Here is a 19,781-nt window from a genome sequence, read left to right as displayed (position 1 = left end):
ACGCCCGCGAACGGCGCGTTTAGATCTCCCGAATAGCTTGACGAATTAGACTGAGAAAGCGCGCGATCCAGAAACCAGTTCGCTCGAGGCCCAGTACCACACCCGTTCGGCACCCACCCAGGGCTGAATCCGGGCACAGATGGAGGGGATCCATAATCGCAGTTTGAAGGGCGGCTTGTGCGCATGGCTCTGCAGACTCGATCCTGATCTAGCTCTGGCGGCTCATCGGGATACCGTGCGTTCTCCTCAAGAAACCGCTGATGGGCAGCGAACGACTCCTGATTGACTGCGCTAGAACACGCAGTTCCGTGACAACTGAACTGACCACCACCCATTCGTGGCGCAGTCACCTTGACCGGCAGCAGAGTGACAGCCTGGGAGTAAGCCGAGAAAGACGTCACGCCAATCGCCACTGCCCGCAGGGCAATCCTTCCCTTCATTTGCATTCCTTATGCTTTGGCTGGAACTCATCGGCAAGGGGACTCCAAAAACTCTCCCTGCACTCCTTGCGACCTTGAATCCACCTCCCTTGACCCCTGCCCACCTTTACCAGCCCCAGGATGGCAGCGTCAATCGGTGAACGACCCGACTCTCGAACTGGCCCGCGCGCTTTCACCTCTGAAGCGGATCGAACATGAAAATCATGGGCCGGCAATTGGCACTGATAGTGCCGTAAGCGCCCAGGAGTGCTGATGCCAACGGGTTCGCACAACCGTACGCATGTCACCGATTGGCCGGGCGACACCGTCCAGCACTCACCAGATCTTGTCCGGGTTGAGGCGGCCCCCAACCTTGGCGGTGACACTGGCCCCGACCATCACCTCCTGCCCCCCTCCGACGCATGAGCTGCCGGCTGAATCGCCGCCGCGTGACTGTTCAGGAAGATTGCCGTACCATTCGCATCGTTAGGCGGGTTCTTGGTCGATCCATGATCAACCAAGGGCCTGAAAGCCTTGCAAGACTTGAAGAAACCGGGGGTGCATTGGTTTCGACGGGGGTTGTGAAGTCGCCTGGCGCATGCCGAGGGGGTAGCTTTCCTCGTAAATCCAGCTGCAAAACTCTAGTTGCCAACGACGACAACTACGCTCCGGTCGCTCTCGCAGCCTAAAAACTGCGGTGCGTGACCTTCTGCCGACTTAGGCGGAGCCTCGAAACTGCTTGTGTCCATGCTCGCAGCGTAGAGTCATTATCATGGAATCGCGCTGGGCGGCTGCCTGTCAGTCCGGCACTAGAACACAACAGGCTGGTTCCCGGATGCGCTTTGCACGCCGTGCTGTTCGGGGACGAGATTTAACGGCGAGCTAAGCATGTAGTGCTGGGGATGGAGTGCCTTCGGACGGCGGTTCAATTCCGCCCACCTCCACCATCTGTATGGCCTGTCGAGGCCGCAAGAAGCCGGATCTTCCATCAACGGGGTTCCGGCTTTTTTGTGCCTGTTTTTCATGCAGGCAGTGTGGCTGCATGATCCGGATGACGCACCCTCTCCTTTACCACGGCATAGCCGATGCCAACGCATCGCCGTCCTTGCATGCCTGCATTCACCGCAGTGTCACACGCGAATGCCTGAATCGCTTGCATGGCGGTGGTTTCAAGGCACAAACCGACCGCCCGGTATCTTCCGCTTTGACAGGCCGGACGCTAGAGTGGCGCCACCGCGCAGGAGGATCGTATGGCTACCACGGGCTTGGGCTTCATCGGCCGCACGACCCTCATCATCACCGTGCTGCTCAGCTTGGGCGGTTGCGCGACGCTGCGCCAGTTCGGGCCGTCGGTACAGGTGGCCTCGGTCACACCGGGGCAGTACATCGCCCTCAAGCGCGGCGACATCCTCACCTCCGGCAAGCTCAGCGCAGCGACCACCGAGACCCTGCGCGTGGCGGGCCTCGATGAGGGCGTCTGTGCCAAGCCCGGCCTGCCCTGCATCGAGGCGATGGAAGGCAGCATCGTGGTGCGCGAGGAAGACAAGCGTTCGAGCCTGGCCGAACTGTGGCTGCAGTACGCGATGACCCTGCCTGCCCCCAAGCGCGAGTACTCCGCGTCGGGCCGCGCCAAGACCGCGATCACCGAACTGGACGCCGACTTCCAACCTCGCCTGGATGCGTGGATGCAGGTCGCACGCCAGGCCTATGCCTATCTGTTCTTCACCGAACGCACCGCCAACCAGCGCGGCTTCGAAGACCGCCAGACGCAGGTGCGCGACTACTACAACCTGGCCGTGCAGGAAGCCTCGGTGCAGTTGTACAACGCCTACGCGACCGGCCGCGTGCACAGTGAGGCCAGTCATTTCCAGCTGGGCCGCTGGACCTTCGTGCTGGCGCCTTCCACCGAGGCGTCGCCGCTGGACACACGCACGCCGACCGAGCTGGTGCCGGCCGCTTCGCTGTCATTCACCGGCACGCTGCGCAGCGTGCACCGCCGCGACGGCTTCGGCGCCGAGCTGGTGGCGGTGATGGATGATCCGGCAGGCACCACAGCCACTTCGGCACCCGCCACGCACGCCGCCACTGCGACCACGCAGAGCTGGAGCGAGATGCCTTCGCCGTCGATGACGGTGCTGCTGCGCTTCTCCGGAAAGAATCTATGGGAAGTGCTGCACGACGACGAGCCGGAACTGGAGATCCACGACCCCTACCAGGTCACTGAAGTCACCCTGCACGGGCAGGAGGTACCGCTGGCGGCGAACTTCACCGCCGGCTACGCGCTGTGGCTGGCGAGATCCAACTTCAGCCACCAGTCGCTGCGCTCGCTGTTCGGCGGCAAGGGCGGCATCGACACGCCGCACCTGTACATGATGCAGCCTTATGATCCCAACCGCCGCGTGCTGTTGATGATCCATGGCCTGGCCAGCAGCCCGGAAGCCTGGGTCAACGTTGCCAACGAGCTGATGCGCGACGACGAGATCCGCCAGGATTTCCAGATCTGGCAGTTCTACTACCCGACCAACATGCCCATCGCGATGAGCCACGATGCGATGCGCCACACGCTGGCCGATGTGTTCAATCACTTCGACCCCAGCGGCAAGGCGCAGGCCTCGCATGACATGGTGCTGGTCGGGCACAGCATGGGCGGGGTGATCGCGCGGCTGATGGTCTCGTCGTCCGGCGACCACCTGGTCGATACCCTGCTGGCCACTGCGCAGATGACACCGGCGCAGCGCGAACTGCTGCGCACCCGCGGGGCGCCGGTACTGACCTTCCTGCCAGAACCGGAAGTATCACGGGTGGTGTTCATCGCCACGCCGCACCGTGGCACCGACGTCGCCGGCACCCGCCTGGGCCGCTGGATCGGTCGCCTGGTGCGGCTGCCGCTGACCGTGCTGGAAGACGTCGCCACCATCGCCAACGATGGCCAGGTCGACCGCAACGATGGCAAGCACGGCTACCAGATGAACAGCATCCAGAACCTGGACAAGGACGACGCGTTCGTCCGCGCCGTGGCTGACCTGCCGATGGCGCCCAAGGTGCAGTACCACTCGATCATCGCCCGCGCCAAGGCCGACGGGCCGTTGGAAAAGACCGATGACGGGCTGGTGCCGTACTGGAGCTCGCACCTGCCCAACGCCGTGTCGGAGAAGGTGATCGTGTCCGGGCACAGCGTGCAGGAAGCCACGCCCGCCATCATCGAGCTGCGGCGGATCCTGCACGAGGACATGCAGCAGCACGAGGCAGCCGCCAGATAGCCTCGGGCGACTGAGGGAAATCCCTCATCGCGCGTGCGCATCCGCGCTTCTATGCTGGCCTTACGTATCCCGCAGGAGGTCCGCATGAACACGCAAGAGCCCAGCCGCCAGCCCAGCCCCGATCCGGCCGAGCGCGATGCCTTCTTCCCGTCGCCGTACTCGCTGTCGCAGTTCACGTCGCCGAAGAGCAACCTCTCCGGTGCCGACTATCCGGACGCACGCCGCGATGGTCGCTGGAAGGTGCTGATGATCGCCGCCGACGAGCGCTACCTGCCTACCGCCAACGGCCATCTGTTCTCCACCGGCAACCATCCGGTGGAAACCCTGCTGCCGATGTATCACCTGGACAAGGCCGGCTTCGACATCGACGTGGCCACGCTGTCGGGCAACGCCGCCAAGTTCGAGTGGTGGGCCTTCCCGCACGAGGACAAGGAGATCGGCGGGCTGTACGAACGCTATGAAGAACGCTTCCGCCAGCCGCTGGCGCTGGACGACGTCGTGGCCGCACTGGGGGCCGGTTCGGACTATGCGGCGGTGTTCATTCCCGGCGGCCACGGCGCGCTGATCGGGCTGCCGCAGAGCCGCGCGGTGAAGGCAGTGCTGCATTGGGCGATGGCCGAGCAACGCCACATCATCACCCTCTGCCACGGCCCTGCGGCATTGCTGGCCGCAGGCGTCGACGAAGCCGATGGCGATTCGATGTTCCGCGGCTACCGCATCTGCGCCTTCCCCGATGCGATGGACCGGCAGACACCGGAGATCGGCTACATGCCGGGACAGCTGCAGTGGTTCTTCGGTGAGCGGCTGGCACAGCAGGGTGTGCAGATCGTCAACGAGGGCATCGATGGCAGCGTGCTGCAGGATCGCCTGCTGCTGACCGGTGACAGCCCGCTGGCAGGCAACGCGCTCGGCAAGCTTGCCGCACGCAAGCTGCTCGACGCACTGGCCGGGCGCTGATCGGGATGACCACACTGGTGCAGGCGCTGCTCGAGCTGGAACGCGCCCGCTCGCTGGACGCGGTGGGCGCGGTACTGCACAGCATCGCCGCACCACTCGGCTACGACCGCGTGCTGGTGTTCGCCACCGGCACCGGACTGGAGCGCGGCACGCAGCGCGTGTACTGGATCCACGGCGACTGGCTCGGCGAGAGCGGCGATGCCGACCTCGCCCGCTATCTGCATGCCTGCCCGGTCAATCGCCATGTGCTGGACAGCGACGCGCCGTTCTTCTGGAGCAAACGCCAAGGGCTGCGCGGTGAGCGCTACCAGGTGGTGAAGCAACCGCGTGGCGAAGGCCTGCATGGCCTGCAGGTGCCGGTGTTCGGTACCACCGGGCTGGAGGGTGCGATCAGTTTCGCAGGCACCTCCATCGATGCATCCGCCGGCGCACGCCTGCAGCTGGAGGCTGCTGCAACCGCAGCATTCCGCGCCGCACGCCGTCTGGCTGAAGTTCCCGCAGCGCTTTCCGGAAGCCTGCTGAGCACGCGCGAGCGCGAGGTGCTGCGCTGGGTCGCTGCCGGGCGTCGCCAGGCGGAGATCGCCGCCACGCTCGGGCTTTCCGCGCGCACCGTGGAAAACCACCTGCGCCATGCACGCCAGCGCCTGGGTGTGGCGACTACCGCGCAGGCGGTACGCGCTGCAACTCGTCGCGGCGAGATCGAGGACTGATCGTAGCGAGGCACTTCCGGTGGTCGGGTATCGCGTGATACACACCCCGTGCGCATGTGCGCGATTGCAGAAGCAAGGATGATGCTTATGAAACTGCAACTGGCCGCGATGGCCGCGTTGGTGGTGGCAAGTGCAACCCTGGCTCCGGTGGCGGACGCCAACACAGGGGTCCCGAGAGAGAATGTTTCCTGTGTGCCAGTGAATGTGGACCGCAACCGCGTCCACCACCATTGCACGGAAACGTACACCGATGAATTCGGCAACGTCTACACAGCCGAATATTGGATCGACGAGTACGGCAACCCTTACCTGCGCGACTGAGCCGGGGAAATGCGCCGGGTCGCCCATCGGGCCGGCGCGCATGCAGCAACTCCCACACGTCGCGGGACGTTGCACGACAACGCGCAGATGCGCGATTGCAGACACAAGGATGATGACCATGAAACTGCACCTGGCCTCGATGGCCGCACTGACCGTGGCGTTCGCCGGAATGATGTCGACTGGCAACGCCATTGCCGGGGTAACCAGCCCGCCGGGCAGCGTGACGCGCTGCGAACCGTTTGAAGTGGAGCGCTATCGCATCCACCAGCATTGCATCGTGACCCTGCCCGATGCGGACGGCGACATCTTCCTCACCGAATACTGGATCGACGAGTACGGCAATCCGTACCTGATGTAATCCATCATTGACAAGGAGCGTATGCATGAAGCTGCAGAAGATTCTGTCGGTCGGTTCATGGGTGGCCCTGCTGGCTCTGGCTTCGCTGGCCCCCGTCGCCACCACGACGGCCGCCGAAGTCGTCGAGGTCCAGGAAGAATGCGTGCCCTTCCGCTTCGCAGGCAACGTGTACCACCAGCGCTGTACGTCGTACGTGGTCTACGACGACGGCACCCGCGAGGCAACCGGGCATTACAACCGTGACGAGAACGGGATGATCTACGATCCCTGATCGCGCTCACGCGATCCGCCGGGCGGGGCCTTCAGCGCCCGCCCGGCATTGCCAGCCGCCCATCCCGGCATACCGCTGCCCTCGCCTTCCATGGCATGCTCTGTGAAACCGTTTTCATGGAATGGAGGGATTCCACGATGTTGCCGCGTTTCCACCGCCGGGCGCTGTGCGCGCTGCTGGCACTTGCTCTGCCTGCCTTCGCCTGGGCGGCCACGCCCGCGCCGCTGAAAGTGATGTCGTTCAATGTCCGCACCCCGGCCGATACCGAGCCTGGCAAGCGCTGGCCGGACCGTCGCGATGCGATGGTCAAGGTCATCCTCGATGCGCATCCGGCGGTGATCGGCACCCAGGAACTGGTGAAGGAACAGGCCGATTACCTGTCCGAGCACCTGCCCGGCTACCGCTGGTTCGGCGAAGGCCGCCGTGGCGGCAACGGCGACGAGCACATGGGCGTGTTCTACGACAGCAAGGTGCTGGCCATCGAGGCATCCGGCAATTTCTGGTTGTCCGATACGCCGGACGTACCCGGCAGCATCACCTGGGGCAACCTGTATCCGCGCATGGTCACCTGGGCGCTGTTCCGGCGCCTGGAGGATGGTCGTCGCTTCTACTTCATGGATACCCACCTGCCCTACCGAGACGAGGACGAGCCACGCCGGGTAAAGGGTGCCGAGCTGATCGGCAAGCGCCTGGCCACCCTGCCGGCCGACCTGCCGGTGGTGCTGACCGGCGACTTCAACAGCGAACCCGGCGGTGATACCTACAAGGCGTTCACCCGCGTGCTGCAGGACACCCGCACCCAGGTGAAGGCACCACAAGGCCCGCGCCTGACCTTCCATGATTTCACCGGCAAGGCCAGCGTGCAGCTGGACTGGGTGCTGGTGCGCGGCTTCCATGCACGCAGCTTCCTCACCGACGACCGCCGCATCGACGGCGTGCTGCCGTCGGATCATTTCCCGCTGGTGGTCGAGCTGGACTGGCCGAAGTCCTGAACCTGCACGGCAGCCGCGCTACGGTGGCGGCTGCCGTGACAACAGGCGGTACAGCGCCTGATGCTGGTCGCGTGCCTGGCAGATGCGAGCGCCGACGGCGAGAAACACGGCCACGCCGATCAGTCCCAGGCCGAGCAGCGGATCCGGCAGCCGGATGAATCCGATCGCTGCCGCCATCGCCGCCAGCACCATCAGCACCACCACTGCCACCGAAAGCCCTGCGCCGGGTGGCCCCGGATCTCCGAACAACATGCGCTGGGTATCCCGTTTGCCATCGGTCATCACCTGTCCTCCCAAGAGCCTGCCCCACTAGTTACACGGCGGACACGGCTTCCGGCAGAGTCAGAAACGTCATGACTGTGACAACGTCCACAGCCTGCATCGCGCTACCCGGCCCCGGTTGCCGAACTGCGGATTCAGCGGCGACGGCCAGCACCTGATCGCCGAAGACATCGGCCCCCTTCCCGGCTGTCGTTCACTGGCCCTGAACCAGGAAGGGGACGGACGCTACCGCCTCCGTCCCCTCGGGGTTACTGCAGCTGCGCCACGCTGGGCGCCTGCGGCGACTGTCCCCAGCCGCCCAATGCCTTGTACACACCCACCACGCTGACATTCACCTCTGCCTCGGCCGCAGCCAATGCATCGTCGGCGGCCAGCTGCGTGCGCTGCGCGTCCAGCAGGGTCAGGAAGTCTTCCGAGCCCTCGCGATAGCGGATCTGCGCCAGCGATTCAGCACGCCGCGCCGCCTGCGCCTGCTCGACCACGATCGCCAGCCGCGCCTGCTGCTTGGAGTAGCGGGTCAGTGCGTTCTCGGTGTCTTCCAGCGCCAGCAGCACCGCCTGCTCATACTGCGCGGCCACACCTTCGGCCTCGGCCTTGCTGGCACGCAGGCGTGCACGCACGGTGCCGAAATCGAACGCCGCCCAGCTCAGCGACGGGGTCAGCGACCAGGCCTTGTTGTTGCCGTTGACCAGACCGCTGGCATCGCCACCCAGGAAGCCGACGAAACCGGACAGCGACAGCCGCGGGAACAGATCGGCGGTGGCCACGCCGACACGTGCGGTCGCCGCCGCCAGTCGACGTTCGGCCACGCGCACGTCAGCACGCTGGCGCAGCAGTTCGCGGGTATCGCCCAGCGGCAATGCCTTGGCGAACGCCGGCACCTCGTGCGGAGCGAGCATCGCGGTGAGCACTTCCGGGCGCTGCCCCAGCAGCACCGCCAAGCGGTTGCGCGACTGTGTCTCGGCCACTTCCAGCAGCGGAATGTCGGCCTCGATCGCCTTCAGGCGGGCACGGCTGCTCTGCACGTCCAGTTCGCTGCCGGCACCCAGCTCCCAGCGCGCCTCGGTCAGCTTCTGCGTGTCGCGCAGATTGACCAGGGTGTGCTGGGCCACCGCAATGCGCTTCTGCGTACCGCGCAGCTCGAAGTAGTTGCGTGCTACCTCGGCGGCGACCAGCACCTGCGCGTCGGCCAGGTTGGCCTGCTCGGCATCGAGGTCGGCACGCGCGGCTTCTGCAGCGCGGCGCTTGCGGCCGAACAGATCCAGCTCCCAGCCGGCGTCGAAGCCAAGCTGGTAGCTTTCACTGAACACCCGCTGCCCACCCAGCTGCGGATCGGGTTGCTTGCGGCGGTCGTAGCTGCCGCCTGCGGTGATGTGCGGGGCCTGGTCGAAACGGCTTTCGACGAACACCGCGCGGGCCTGGCTGACGCGGGCCACGGCCACGCGCAGGTCGAGGTTGTCCGACAGTGCGCCATGCACCAGTTCTTCCAGCACCGGATCATCGAACTGCGCCCACCAGCTGGCCACCGGCGACGTGCTGGTGAACACCGGCTGCTGTGCGCCCTGCAGGACGACCGGTTCCTGCACCGGCGCCTTGTAGTTCGGGCCGACGCTGACACAGCCTGCCAGCACCAGGCTGGAGACGGCCATCGCCAACGTGCGGATCACCATGGCAGCACCTCGCCCAGGTAGGTGAAGCTGCCGCTGGCACCGGATTCGCCGATCAGCGCCATTTCCACGCTGGAGCGTGCGCCTTCGCTGATTTCGATTTCGCCGTTGCCACCGTTCATGTCGGTCTTCACGTAACCCGGATGCACGGTGTTGACCTTGATCGGCGTGTTGCGCAGTTCGTAGGCCAGGCTCAGCGTCCAGCTGTTCACCGCCGCCTTGGAGGCGTTGTAGGCCGGAATCTTGAAGTCGTAGATGCCCGACGCCGGGTCGGCGTGCAGGGTCTGCGAGCCGAGCATGCTGGACACGTTGACGATGCGACCGGACTTGGCCTGCCTGACCAGTGGCAGGAACGCCTGGGTCACGGCCACCAGCGCATACACATTGGTATCGAAGGTGCGCTTCCAGGTATCGAGCGACTGTTCCGAGGGAGCCTGCGCCGGGTTCTCGATCATGATGCCGGCGTTGTTGACCAGGATATCGAGGCGGCCATGGCGCTGGCGCACCTGCTCGACCGCCTCGGCGATGCTCTCTGCATCGGTCACGTCCAGCTGGATGGCTTCCACCGGCAGGCCTTCGGCCTGCAGCTTCAGCGCCTGCTCCACGGCGGTCTCGCGCTTGCGGCCGGCCAGCAGGGTGTGCACGCCGGCCTGCGCCAGCTGGCGCACGGTCTCGGCACCGATGCCACGGGTAGCGCCGGTAACCAGCGCGATCTTGTTCTGATGGGTGTTCATGGATGCATGCCTTGTGAGGGGAAAGCCGCCGCCGGCCTGTAACCGGCGGCGACGGGGTTCCATGTCAGTGATGGATGGTCGGCTCGCCGTGCTGCACCAGCTGGCCACCGCCGTTGCGGGTGACGAACTTGCGCAGGGCGACGTAGAACACCGGAGTGAGGAACAGGCCGAACAGGGTCACGCCCAGCATGCCGGCGAACACGGTGATACCGGTCACCGAGCGCACTTCGGCGCCTGCACCGTGCGACAGCACCAGCGGCACGGTGCCGGCGATGAACGCGATGGAGGTCATCACGATCGGGCGCAGACGCAGGCGGCAGGCTTCCAGCGCGGCTTCAACGATGCCCTTGCCGCCCATCTCCAGCTCTCTGGCGAATTCGACGATCAGGATCGCGTTCTTGCACGCCAGGCCCATCAGCACCACCAGGCCGACCTGCACGAACACGTTGTTGTCACCACCGGTCAGCCACACGCCGAACAGCGCCGACAGCAGGGTCATCGGCACGATCAGGATCACTGCCAGCGGCAGCGACCAGCTCTCGTACAGCGCGGCCAGCACCAGGAAGGCCAGCATGATCGCCACCGGGAACACGATGAAGGCCGCCTTGCCCTGGGTTGCCTGCTGGTAGCTCAGGTCGGTCCATTCGGTGGTCATGCCCACCGGCAGCACCTTGCCGGCAATTTCGGTCAGCTTGTTCATCGCCTCGGCCGACGACAGCAGGCGCGGGTCGGCTTCACCGGCCAGGTCCGCTGCCGGATAGCCATTGAAGCGCAGCACCGGGTCCGGGCCGAAGGTCTGCTTGATGGTGACCATCGAACCGATCGGCACCATCTCGCCACGGTCGTTGCGGGTACGCAGCTTGCCGATGTCCTCGACCGTCTCGCGGAACGGACCGTCGGCCTGGGCGATCACCTGCCAGGTACGACCGAACTGGTTGAAGTCGTTGACATAGGCCGAACCCAGGTAGGTCTGCAGGGTGTCAAACAGCTCGGTGAGCTGCACGCCCTGCGCCTTGGCCTTGACGCGGTCCACTTCCGCATCCAGCTGCGGCACGTTGGCCTGGTAGCTGGAAATCGGGAAGGCCATGCCCGGCGTCTGCGCAACGGTGCCCTGCATCGCCTGCACGGCATTCTGCAGTGCGCCGTAACCCAGGTTGCCGCGGTCCTCGATGAACATCTGGTAGCCGTTGCCGTTGCCCAGGCCGAGGATCGGCGGCGGCATCATCGCGAACGCGAAGCCCTCCTGCAGCCCAGCGATCTTCTGGTTGATCTCGGCATTGATCTGCGCGGCGGTACGGCCATGACGCTCGGCGAACGGCTTGAGCGGAATGAATGCCACACCGGTGTTCGGCGTGTTGGTGAACTGCAGCGCGTTCAGGCCCGGGAACGAAATGGTGTGGGCCACGCCGTCGGTTTCCTGGGCGATCTTGGCGACCTTGCGCAGCATTTCATCGGTGCGCGCGATCGACGAGCCTTCCGGCAGCTTCACACCGGCGATCAGGTACAGCTTGTCCTGGGTCGGGATGAAGCCCGGCGGCACCAGCTTGAAGATCACGCCGGTACCGACCAGCAGGATCGCGTAGACGACGAACACCGCGCCGCGACGGCCGAGGATGCGGGCCACGCCACGCTCATACTTCTCCGAGCTGGACTTGAAGAAGCGGTTGAACGGACGGAACACCCAGCCGAACAGGCGGTCGATCAGGCGGCTCGGGCCGTCCTTCGGCGCACCGTGGGCCTTCAGCAGGCGCGCGGCCAGGGCCGGCGACAGGGTCAGCGAGTTGATCGCCGAGATCACCGTGGAAATGGCGATGGTGACCGCGAACTGCTTGTAGAACTGGCCAGTGACACCGGACAGGAAGGCCATCGGCACGAACACGGCACACAGCACCAGCGCGATCGCCACGATCGGGCCGGACACTTCACGCATGGCCTGGTGGGCCGCCGCGGTGGGCGACAGGCCTTCCTCGATGTTGCGCTCGACGTTCTCCACCACCACGATAGCGTCGTCGACCACGATGCCGATCGCCAGCACCAGGCCGAACAGGCTCAGCGTGTTGATCGAGAAGCCCAGCAGGTACAGCGCGGCGAAGGTACCCACCACCGACACCGGCACCGCGATCAACGGGATGATCGAGGCACGCCAGGTCTGCAGGAACAGGATCACCACCAGCACCACCAGCGCGATGGCTTCCAGCAGCGTGGAGACCACGGCCTTGATCGAGTCGCGCACGAAGATGGTGGTGTCGTACACCGCTTCGTACTTCACGTCGGCCGGCATGGTCTTCTGCATCTCGTCCATCGTCGAGATGACCTGGTCACGGATCTCCAGTGCATTGGCACCCGGCGACTGGAAGATACCGATACCGACCGCGTTCTTGCCGTCCAGCTGCGAGCGCAGCGTGTAGTCGCCGGCACCCAGTTCCAGGCGGGCCACGTCGGCCAGGCGCACGATCTCGCCATCGACGCCGCTCTTGAGCACGATGTCGCCGAATTCCTTTTCGGTCTTCAGTCGGCCCTGGGCGTTGATCAGGGTCAGGAACTGGCTGTTCGGCAGCGGTTCGGCGCCGAGCTGGCCGGCCGAGACCTGCACGTTCTGCTCGCGCATGGCGCGCACCACGTCACTGGCGGTCAGGCCGCGCGACGCCACCTTGTCCGGGTCCAGCCAGGCGCGCATGGCGTAGTCGCCGCCACCGAAGATCTGCGCGTCACCCACGCCCGGAATACGCGCCAGCGCATCCTTGACGTGCAGGCGTGCGTAGTTGCGCAGGTACAGGGTGTCGTACTTGCCTTGCGGCGAGGTCAGGTGCACCACCATCAGGAAGGTCGGCGACTGCTTCTGCGTGGTCACGCCCTGCCGGCGCACGTCCTCGGGCAGGCGCGCCTGCGCCTGCGCCACGCGGTTCTGCACCTTCACCGCCGCCGCGTCCGGGTCGGTGCCCGGGCGGAAGGTGACGGTCATCTGCAGCACGCCATCGGAGCCGGCGACCGACTTCAGGTACATCATGCCTTCGACGCCGTTGATCGCTTCTTCAAGCGGCGTGGCAACAGTCTCGGCAATGACCTTGGGGTTGGCGCCCGGATACACCGTGCGCACCACCACCGACGGCGGCACCACTTCGGGGTACTCGCTGATCGGCAGGATTGGAATCGTGATCAGGCCTGCGGCGAAGATCACGATCGACAGCACCGCCGCGAAGATCGGCCTGTCGATGAAGAAACGGGAAAAGTCCATGGAGGAATTCCTGGGAAATGCCGTCGGCGGGCAACAGCCATCCTGCCCCTCGCCGATATGACGAAGGCAGGGAAGGCTGCCGCTGGCGCCGGCAGCTAAGCGGGGACGCGGATCAGGAGACGCGGATCAGTGGTTCAGTGCGGCGGTGGCATCGCGGCCCGGTGCCGGCGCGGCCTGTGGCTGCATCGCCACGGCCTTGGCCTGCACCGGCATGCCCGGCATGAAGACCTTCTGCACGCCGTCGATGATCACCTTGTCACCGGCAGCCAGCCCGTGCTCGACGATGCGCAGGCCTTCGGCGGTACGGCCGAGCTGGATGTCGCGGCGCTGCGCCTTGCCATCCTTGTCGACCACGTAGACGTACTTGCGGTCCTGGTCGGTCAGTACGGCCTTGTCATCGATCAGCATGGCCTGGAACTGGCCGCTGCCGAGCAGCTGCACGCGGGCGAACAGGCCCGGCGTGAACTGGCGGTCGGCATTGTCCAGCAGCGCGCGGACGCGGATGGTGCCGGTGCTGCGGGCCACCTGGTTGTCGAGGAAGTCGACCTTGCCCGAATGCGGGTAGCCTTCTTCACCGGACAGGCCGACCTTCACCGGCAGATCGCTGTCGCGCTCGCTCGGGCGCTCGCCCTTGCGTGCCATCTGTGCGTAACGCAGGAAGGTGCTTTCGTCGGCATCGAAGTAGACGAACACGGTATCCAGCGAGACCAGCGTGGTCAGCACACTGGCGCTGTCGCCGGCGGTGACCAGGTTGCCGGCGGTGACCATCGCGCGGCCGGCACGGCCGTCGATCGGGGCACGCACCTTGGTGAACTCCAGGTTGAGGCGGGCAGCGTCCAGCGCGGCCTGCGCCGCCTGCACGGCGGCACCGGACTGGTCGGCGGCAGCGCGACGCTGCTCGGCGGTCTCGGTGGAGATCGCCTGCTGCTCGGACAACCGCTTGGCACGCTCGGACTCGCTGCGGGCCAGCGTGGCCTGGGTGCGGGCGCGGGCCAGTTCGGCGGCGGCACGATCGTACTCGGCCTGGTAGCTGCGTGCGTCGATGGTGAAGAGCACTTCGCCCTTCTTCACTTCCTGGCCTTCGACATAGTTGACCTTGTCGATGTAGCCGGACACGCGCGGACGCAGTTCAACGCTCTGCACCGCTTCGACGCGGCCGCTGAACTCGTCCCACTGGCTGACCTGCTTGACCAGCACCGGCGCGGCACTGACCTGCGGCGGCGGCGGTGCACCGGCTTCTTCGGCATGGCCGCCGCTGCAGGCCGCAAGCACGGCCGCGGCGAGGATCGACACGCCGACCATCGCGATGCGATGGCCGAAACGATGTGGGGTGGTATTGGGGGAAGTCATGGCATGCATCCGTACGGAGGGGTGGTACAGCTATATGAAAAGGTGTTGCGAAAATCGGCGGCGCATACTGCAACCTCAACCATGGTCGAGGTCAAGCGACGCCTGCGGTATCGCGCCAGAGCGGGGGAACTTCCAGGTGCAGCAGGCCGCGCGGCAGTTCGGCATCGCTGCTGTCGCAACGAACGATGGCGCGGTTGTCGCGGCACCCGTCGAGCAGCGAGACCACGCGACGGCCAACCAGCAGCGAGCTGGGCCACTCGATGCAGGCGTTGGCCGCGTTGGCCGGGGTACAGACCGGGCTGCAGACTTCCAGCATCTGCGCACGCACGCCCAGCGCCTGCGCTTCCTGATGCACCACCTGCGCATACATGCGCAGCGCGGCGGTGGTGATCGAGGTCTCGCCGTAGCCCGCCCACGGCTTGGCATTGGCCGGGCTGCCGATCATCACGTAGCGGCGCGCGTGCACGTTGTCCTGCAGCAGCGGCAGCAGGTGGCGCACCGCATGCACGTGCGGCATCAGGTCGGCCTGCATTGCGCCCATCAGCTCGTCACCGTTGCGATCGGTCACGCGGCCACGGCGGTAGGGGCCGCCCATCGCAGCGATGACCGCTGCCAACGGACGCGGCCGCTGCGCGATGCGCTCGGCCAGCACCCGTGCCGAGCCGTCATCACTGAGCGAACCCAGCAGCGTTTCCAGGCCCGGCTCATCGGCGAACTGTTCGTGCAGTGCCGCCAGCCGGCCCGGATCGCGACCGACCACCAGCACCGGGCTGCCGGCTTCCAGCAATGCACCGACCACGCCCTGGCCTACGGCGCCGGTGCCGCCGAGGACCAGGACTTCGGGCGTCAGCATCCCATTCACGGGACATTTCCTCCCAAATCCGGGATAGTCCCAATTCGACGCAGTCGATCACCCTTGTGCGGGGCCAGGCGGATGACGCCGCCACGCTGCTGACGCATGGGCGCGGTAAACTCCCGGAAATCCTTGTGTACCAAGGAACTCGGACGGGCTTCAACGGTCATCGCCAGGTCCAGGGTGTTCTGGCCGGCGTTCCGGAGACGGGCAAGAATGTTGCGCAGGCTCATGGCGGACGGGCTCCAAATAACGAATGGCGCCACGATAGACCTCAAACCTTTACTTGATTAGTCCTGATTAAGGGGAATAATCATCCCGTTCCCGGTCCAATCGTTCTGTCACGATTGTCCCATCCCCGACGTCCAGGACCCCCGACCATGTCCCACGATCTCAACGAGACGCTGATCTTCGTCAAGGTGGTCGAGCAAGGCAGCTTCATTGCCGCTGCCAAATCGCTCGGCCTGCCCAAGACCACGGTCAGCCGCAAAGTGCAGGAACTGGAAACGCGCCTGGGCGCGCGCCTGCTGCACCGGACCACGCGCCGCCTCGGGCTGACCGAAGCCGGTTCGATCTACCACGAGCATTGCCAGCGCATCGCGCGCGAGCTTGAAGAAGCCGAGAGCGCGGTGAGCCAGCTGCAGTCCGGCCCGCGCGGCTGGCTGCGCTTCACGGTGCCCTATTCGATCGGCATTACCTGGATCGCCCCGCTGCTGGGCCAGTTTCATGCGCAGTATCCGGAGATCCGCCTGGACATGCACATGGGCAACGAGAAGCTGGACCTGATTGCCGGCGAAGCGGATCTTGCACTGCGCGTCGGCGCCTTGCCCGATTCCAACCTGGTCGCGCGCAAACTTGGCAGCCTGCGCACGCAGGTGTTCGCCAGCCCGGCCTACATCGAACGCTATGGCGAGCCGCTGCATCCGGAAGAGCTGCAGTTCCACCGCATCCTGGCGATGCGCAAGCCGTATCACACCGGCAACTCGCCGCGCTTTACCTGGCAGCTGGGCGAGAACGGCGGCGAACTGCGTGACTTCCCGGTCACGCCGCTGATGACCGCCAATGACATGTCCGCACTGAACGGCGCACTGGTGTGCGGCGAAGGCCTGCTGCTGACTGGCGATGTGATGGCCAAACCGTTCGTCGAGTCCGGTATGGTTCGCCGCGTGCTGGCCGGCTGGACCGGCCCGGAGGTGGACTTCAACGCCGTGTTCGCCGGCGGCCGCCTGGTCTCGCCGAAGGTGCGTGCGTTCGTCGACTTCCTGGTCGAGAAGCTCAACTTCGACGCCAACTACATGCTGGCGCAGTGCCCGGGCGCGAAGCTGGCACAGCAGCAGAAGGCGCAGGAAGACGCCGCGCTGGAAAGCAGCGGCAAGCGGATCCTGGAGAAGGTTGCCGCGTCGGCGGCATGATGCCGTCTGTAGAGTCGAGCCGTGCTCGACTGCGCCTATGTAGAGTCGAGCCATGCTCGACTTCCGGAAAGCAGTCGAGCATGGCTCGACTCTACAGTTCGGACAGCACGTGCTCGACCAGCGCGCGTAGTTTCGGCTCGGCCTGCCGACGGCTGGGGTAGTACAGAAAGAATCCGGCAAACCGCGGGCAATACGCGTCCAGCACGGACACCAGTTCTCCCCGTTGCAGCCAAGGCCGCCAGGTCTCTTCCATGCCGATGGCGAGGCCTGCGCCGGCCAAGGCCAGCCTGACCATCACCCCCATGTCGTTGCTGGTGATTTCCGGCTGCACATCGACACTGAACTCACGGCCCCATTCTTCGAACTCCCAGCGATACGGCGCCCTGCCCGGCGCACTGCGCCAGCCGATGCAGCGATGGCTGGCCAGTTCCCGTGGGTGCACCGGCAGCGCATGGGCATCACGATAGCCCGGCGAGCACACCACCAATTGGCGCTGCCGCGCCGATACCGGCACCGCGACCATGTCCTGGGCAATGACCTCGCCCAGACGCACGCCTGCATCGAATCCCGCGCCGACGATATCGAACGCTTCATCGGTCACGGTGATGTCCAGCTGCAGCGCGGGATAGCGCGCGGCGAATGCCGCCAGCATCGGGCCGGCCAGGAACGCCTCCGCAATGGAAGACACGGCAAGCCGCAGTTGCCCAGAGACGACGGCCTGGCGGCGCAGGCTGGCCTCGAGCGCATCGCCCAGTTCCGCCAGCGCAGGGCTGACCGAGACCAGCAGTGCCTGCCCGGCATCGGTGAGGCTGACGCTGCGGGTCGTGCGCAGCACCAGGGCGATGCCCAGCGACTGCTCCAGCTTGGCGATGGTCTGGCTGACCGCCGAACGGGTCACGCCGAGTTGATCGGCCGCGGCGGTGAAGCTGCGGCAGTCGGCCACCCGCTGGAACACGGCCAGAGCGTTGAGATCGACGGCCATTGGTTAGCAACTCTGAACAAGGTGATCAGCAGTCGCCATCTTATCGCGACAAGGTGCGCCGTCTACCGTGGCAACACCGGGCACACCCCGGCACTCCCTCCCCTTCAGAGACACCGCCATGGCCCTTTCCCGAACCATCCTCATCACCGGCGCCTCCAGCGGCATCGGCGCCGGCATCGCCCGCTCCCTCGCGCAACCGGGGGCACGCCTGGTACTGGGTGCCCGCCGCCTGGACCGTCTGCAGGCGCTGGCCGACGAGCTGCGCCAGCAGGGGACCGAGGTACTCGTGCATGCCCTGGACGTGACCCGGCGCGCGCAGGTGGAGGCCTTCGCCGAAGCCGCCCGGCAACGCTTCGGCGCAATCGACGTGATCGTCAACAATGCCGGTGTGATGCCACTGTCCCTGATGGGCTCGCTGAAAGTGGAGGAATGGGACCGGATGATCGACGTGAACATCCGTGGCGTGCTGTACGGCATTGCCGCCGTGCTGCCCGGCATGATCGCCCAGCGCAGCGGCCAGATCATCAACATCGCCTCGGTCGGCGCGCTGTCGGTCGTGCCGACCGCAGCGGTCTACTGCGCGACCAAGTATGCGGTGCGCGCGATTTCCGACGGCCTGCGGCAGGAGCACCGCGAGCTGCGGGTGACCTGCATCCATCCGGGCGTGGTGGAAAGCGAGCTGGCCGACAGCATCACCGATCCGGCCGCGGCCGAGATGATGGTCGGCTACCGCGCGATCGCCCTGCAACCGGATGCGATCGGCCGCGCCGTAAGATTTGCGATCGAGCAGCCTGCGGACGTGGACGTGAATGAGATCGTGGTGCGGCCGACGGCGACGGTGTGAGCCGAGCATTCCGCTCTGGTAGAGGTCGAGCTTGCTCGACCGCCTTCTGTAGAGTCGAGCCATGCTCGACTCCATACAAGCAGTCGAGCATGGCTCGACTCTACAAAAGCGAAAAGGCACGCGGTCATGCGGTGTTCCGAGCAAGCTCGGCACCTGCGGAAAATGCCGCCTGCAAGGGCGGCATTTTCGTTCCGGCGGGCAGACTTCGGTAGGTGCCGACCTTGGTCGGCGCTGCACGCACACGCAGCGACCGGATACGCTGTCGGTGTGCCGAGCAAGCTCGGCACCTACGGAAAATGCCGCCTGCAAGGGCGGCATTTTCGTTCCGGCTACGCCGGAACCGTAACGCTGCGCGTTACTGCTTGAGCGGAATCACGCGGATCTCGACGCGGCGGTTCTTGGCGCGGCCGGCATCGGTGCTGTTGTCGGCAATCGGGTACGACTTGCCGGCGCCCAGCGTTTCAATGCGCACGCTCTGCACGCCCTGGCCGATGAGGTACTGCGCGACCGAGTCGGCACGCTCCTTCGACAGGCGGTTGTTCACTGCGTCACTGCCGATGCTGTCGGTGTGGCCGACCACTTCGATCATGGTCTGGTTGTAGTCACGCAGCGTACCAGCCACGCCATTGAGCGAACCATAGAACTGCGGCTTCAGGGTTGCCTTGCCGAAGTCGAAGGTGATGCCGTCCGGCAGGTTCAGCATGATGTTGTCGCCCTGGCGTTGCACATCGATGCCGGTGTTGGCGGTGCGCTCGCGCAGTGCGCGTTCCTGGCGATCCTGGTACTGGCCGACAGCGGCGCCACTGAGTGCGCCGATACCGGCGCCGATCAGCGCATGCTGGCGGCGCTCGGTGGCACTGTCACCGGTCAGCAGGCCGGCGGCCACGCCGATGGCGGTACCGATCAGCGCGTTGCGGCCGGTGCGGTTCTGCTGCTCGGTCGGGTTGCCGTACTGGTCACTCTGCACATAGGAGCCGCCGGTGGCGCAGGCCGACAGGACGGCCGCACTCATCAGGGCCAGTGCGACGTTGCGGGTGGTGTTGCGGATCATGGGGTTCTCCTTGGTTTCCGGTCGGGCCGGCGGCTTGCGGGCGCAAAGAGAATAAACAGGCAAATGCGATGTCGGGATGATGA

General features: G+C 65.7%; 18 protein-coding genes and 1 other RNA gene. 10 read left to right on the top strand and 9 right to left on the bottom strand.

Features of this window, described 5'->3' with window-relative positions; genetic code table 11:
• Nucleotides 1-973: 973 nt before the first annotated feature.
• From ssrA to N440_RS05965, 8 genes are all read left to right on the top strand, one after another.
• Nucleotides 974-1,366: a transfer-messenger RNA gene (gene ssrA, locus N440_RS06000) on the top strand.
• A gap of 303 nt (nt 1,367-1,669) precedes the next feature.
• Entirely contained in the window at nt 1,670-3,679 is a 2,010-nt protein-coding gene (locus N440_RS05995) for an alpha/beta hydrolase (RefSeq protein ID WP_133934405.1), read from the top strand.
• An 84-nt stretch (nt 3,680-3,763) separates the two neighbouring features.
• Nucleotides 3,764-4,636: a glyoxalase III HchA gene (gene hchA, locus N440_RS05990; RefSeq protein WP_133934404.1), complete on the top strand. Its 873-nt coding sequence runs from the start codon at nt 3,764-3,766 to the stop codon at nt 4,634-4,636.
• Between the two features lie 5 nt (nt 4,637-4,641).
• Nucleotides 4,642-5,346 (top strand): PA1136 family autoinducer-binding transcriptional regulator, encoded by a 705-nt coding sequence (locus N440_RS05985; RefSeq protein ID WP_133934403.1) that lies wholly within the window; start codon nt 4,642-4,644, stop codon nt 5,344-5,346.
• 87 nt (nt 5,347-5,433) lie between these two features.
• Nucleotides 5,434-5,667 (top strand): hypothetical protein, encoded by a 234-nt coding sequence (locus N440_RS05980; protein WP_133934402.1) that lies wholly within the window; start codon nt 5,434-5,436, stop codon nt 5,665-5,667.
• Between the two features lie 118 nt (nt 5,668-5,785).
• Nucleotides 5,786-6,025: a hypothetical protein gene (locus tag N440_RS05975; RefSeq protein ID WP_243831290.1), complete on the top strand. Its 240-nt coding sequence runs from the start codon at nt 5,786-5,788 to the stop codon at nt 6,023-6,025.
• Nucleotides 6,026-6,050: 25 nt separating this feature from the next.
• Entirely contained in the window at nt 6,051-6,296 is a 246-nt protein-coding gene (locus tag N440_RS05970; protein ID WP_133934400.1) for a hypothetical protein, read from the top strand.
• A 137-nt stretch (nt 6,297-6,433) separates the two neighbouring features.
• Entirely contained in the window at nt 6,434-7,288 is an 855-nt protein-coding gene (locus N440_RS05965; RefSeq protein ID WP_133934399.1) for an endonuclease/exonuclease/phosphatase family protein, read from the top strand.
• A gap of 18 nt (nt 7,289-7,306) precedes the next feature.
• Here N440_RS05965 and N440_RS05960 read toward each other — a convergent pair whose 3' ends face one another.
• From N440_RS05960 to N440_RS05930, 7 genes are all read right to left on the bottom strand, one after another.
• Nucleotides 7,307-7,570 (bottom strand): hypothetical protein, encoded by a 264-nt coding sequence (locus N440_RS05960; RefSeq protein WP_008264756.1) that lies wholly within the window; start codon nt 7,568-7,570, stop codon nt 7,307-7,309.
• A 248-nt stretch (nt 7,571-7,818) separates the two neighbouring features.
• Nucleotides 7,819-9,240 carry an efflux transporter outer membrane subunit gene (locus tag N440_RS05955; protein WP_133934398.1) on the bottom strand — a complete coding sequence of 474 codons (1,422 nt, stop codon included), beginning with the start codon at nt 9,238-9,240 and terminating at the stop codon, nt 7,819-7,821.
• Nucleotides 9,234-9,971, bottom strand: coding sequence for an SDR family oxidoreductase (locus tag N440_RS05950; protein ID WP_133934397.1), 738 nt, complete (start codon nt 9,969-9,971; stop codon nt 9,234-9,236). The genes N440_RS05955 and N440_RS05950 overlap by 7 nt, the downstream gene beginning before the upstream one ends.
• A 64-nt stretch (nt 9,972-10,035) precedes the next feature.
• Nucleotides 10,036-13,206: a multidrug efflux RND transporter permease subunit gene (locus tag N440_RS05945; RefSeq protein ID WP_049456792.1), complete on the bottom strand. Its 3,171-nt coding sequence runs from the start codon at nt 13,204-13,206 to the stop codon at nt 10,036-10,038.
• Nucleotides 13,207-13,332: 126 nt separating this feature from the next.
• Nucleotides 13,333-14,556, bottom strand: coding sequence for an efflux RND transporter periplasmic adaptor subunit (locus N440_RS05940; protein WP_040008003.1), 1,224 nt, complete (start codon nt 14,554-14,556; stop codon nt 13,333-13,335).
• A gap of 91 nt (nt 14,557-14,647) precedes the next feature.
• Nucleotides 14,648-15,418, bottom strand: coding sequence for an SDR family NAD(P)-dependent oxidoreductase (locus tag N440_RS05935; protein ID WP_133934396.1), 771 nt, complete (start codon nt 15,416-15,418; stop codon nt 14,648-14,650).
• Nucleotides 15,415-15,642 carry a hypothetical protein gene (locus N440_RS05930; protein ID WP_049456214.1) on the bottom strand — a complete coding sequence of 76 codons (228 nt, stop codon included), beginning with the start codon at nt 15,640-15,642 and terminating at the stop codon, nt 15,415-15,417. The genes N440_RS05935 and N440_RS05930 overlap by 4 nt, the downstream gene beginning before the upstream one ends.
• A 147-nt stretch (nt 15,643-15,789) precedes the next feature.
• Here N440_RS05930 and N440_RS05925 point away from each other — a divergent pair, with 147 nt between their 5' ends.
• Nucleotides 15,790-16,821, top strand: a complete 1,032-nt coding sequence (locus N440_RS05925; RefSeq protein ID WP_005416157.1) for a LysR family transcriptional regulator — start codon at nt 15,790-15,792, stop codon at nt 16,819-16,821.
• 91 nt (nt 16,822-16,912) lie between these two features.
• Here N440_RS05925 and N440_RS05920 read toward each other — a convergent pair whose 3' ends face one another.
• Nucleotides 16,913-17,803 (bottom strand): LysR family transcriptional regulator, encoded by an 891-nt coding sequence (locus N440_RS05920; protein ID WP_133934395.1) that lies wholly within the window; start codon nt 17,801-17,803, stop codon nt 16,913-16,915.
• 118 nt (nt 17,804-17,921) lie between these two features.
• Here N440_RS05920 and N440_RS05915 point away from each other — a divergent pair, with 118 nt between their 5' ends.
• Complete coding sequence (locus tag N440_RS05915; protein ID WP_133934394.1) at nt 17,922-18,647, top strand: SDR family oxidoreductase; 726 nt, start codon at nt 17,922-17,924, stop codon at nt 18,645-18,647.
• A gap of 355 nt (nt 18,648-19,002) precedes the next feature.
• On the opposite strand, the gene N440_RS05910 is transcribed toward N440_RS05915, so the two are convergent.
• Nucleotides 19,003-19,698: an OmpA family lipoprotein gene (locus N440_RS05910; RefSeq protein ID WP_008267948.1), complete on the bottom strand. Its 696-nt coding sequence runs from the start codon at nt 19,696-19,698 to the stop codon at nt 19,003-19,005.
• Between the last annotated feature and the right edge of the window lie 83 nt (nt 19,699-19,781).

The organism is Stenotrophomonas sp. CC22-02 (genome assembly GCF_004365115.1).
Taxonomy (GTDB): Bacteria; Pseudomonadota; Gammaproteobacteria; order Xanthomonadales; family Xanthomonadaceae; genus Stenotrophomonas; species Stenotrophomonas forensis.
This window is presented reverse-complemented; position numbering and strand designations above follow the sequence as displayed.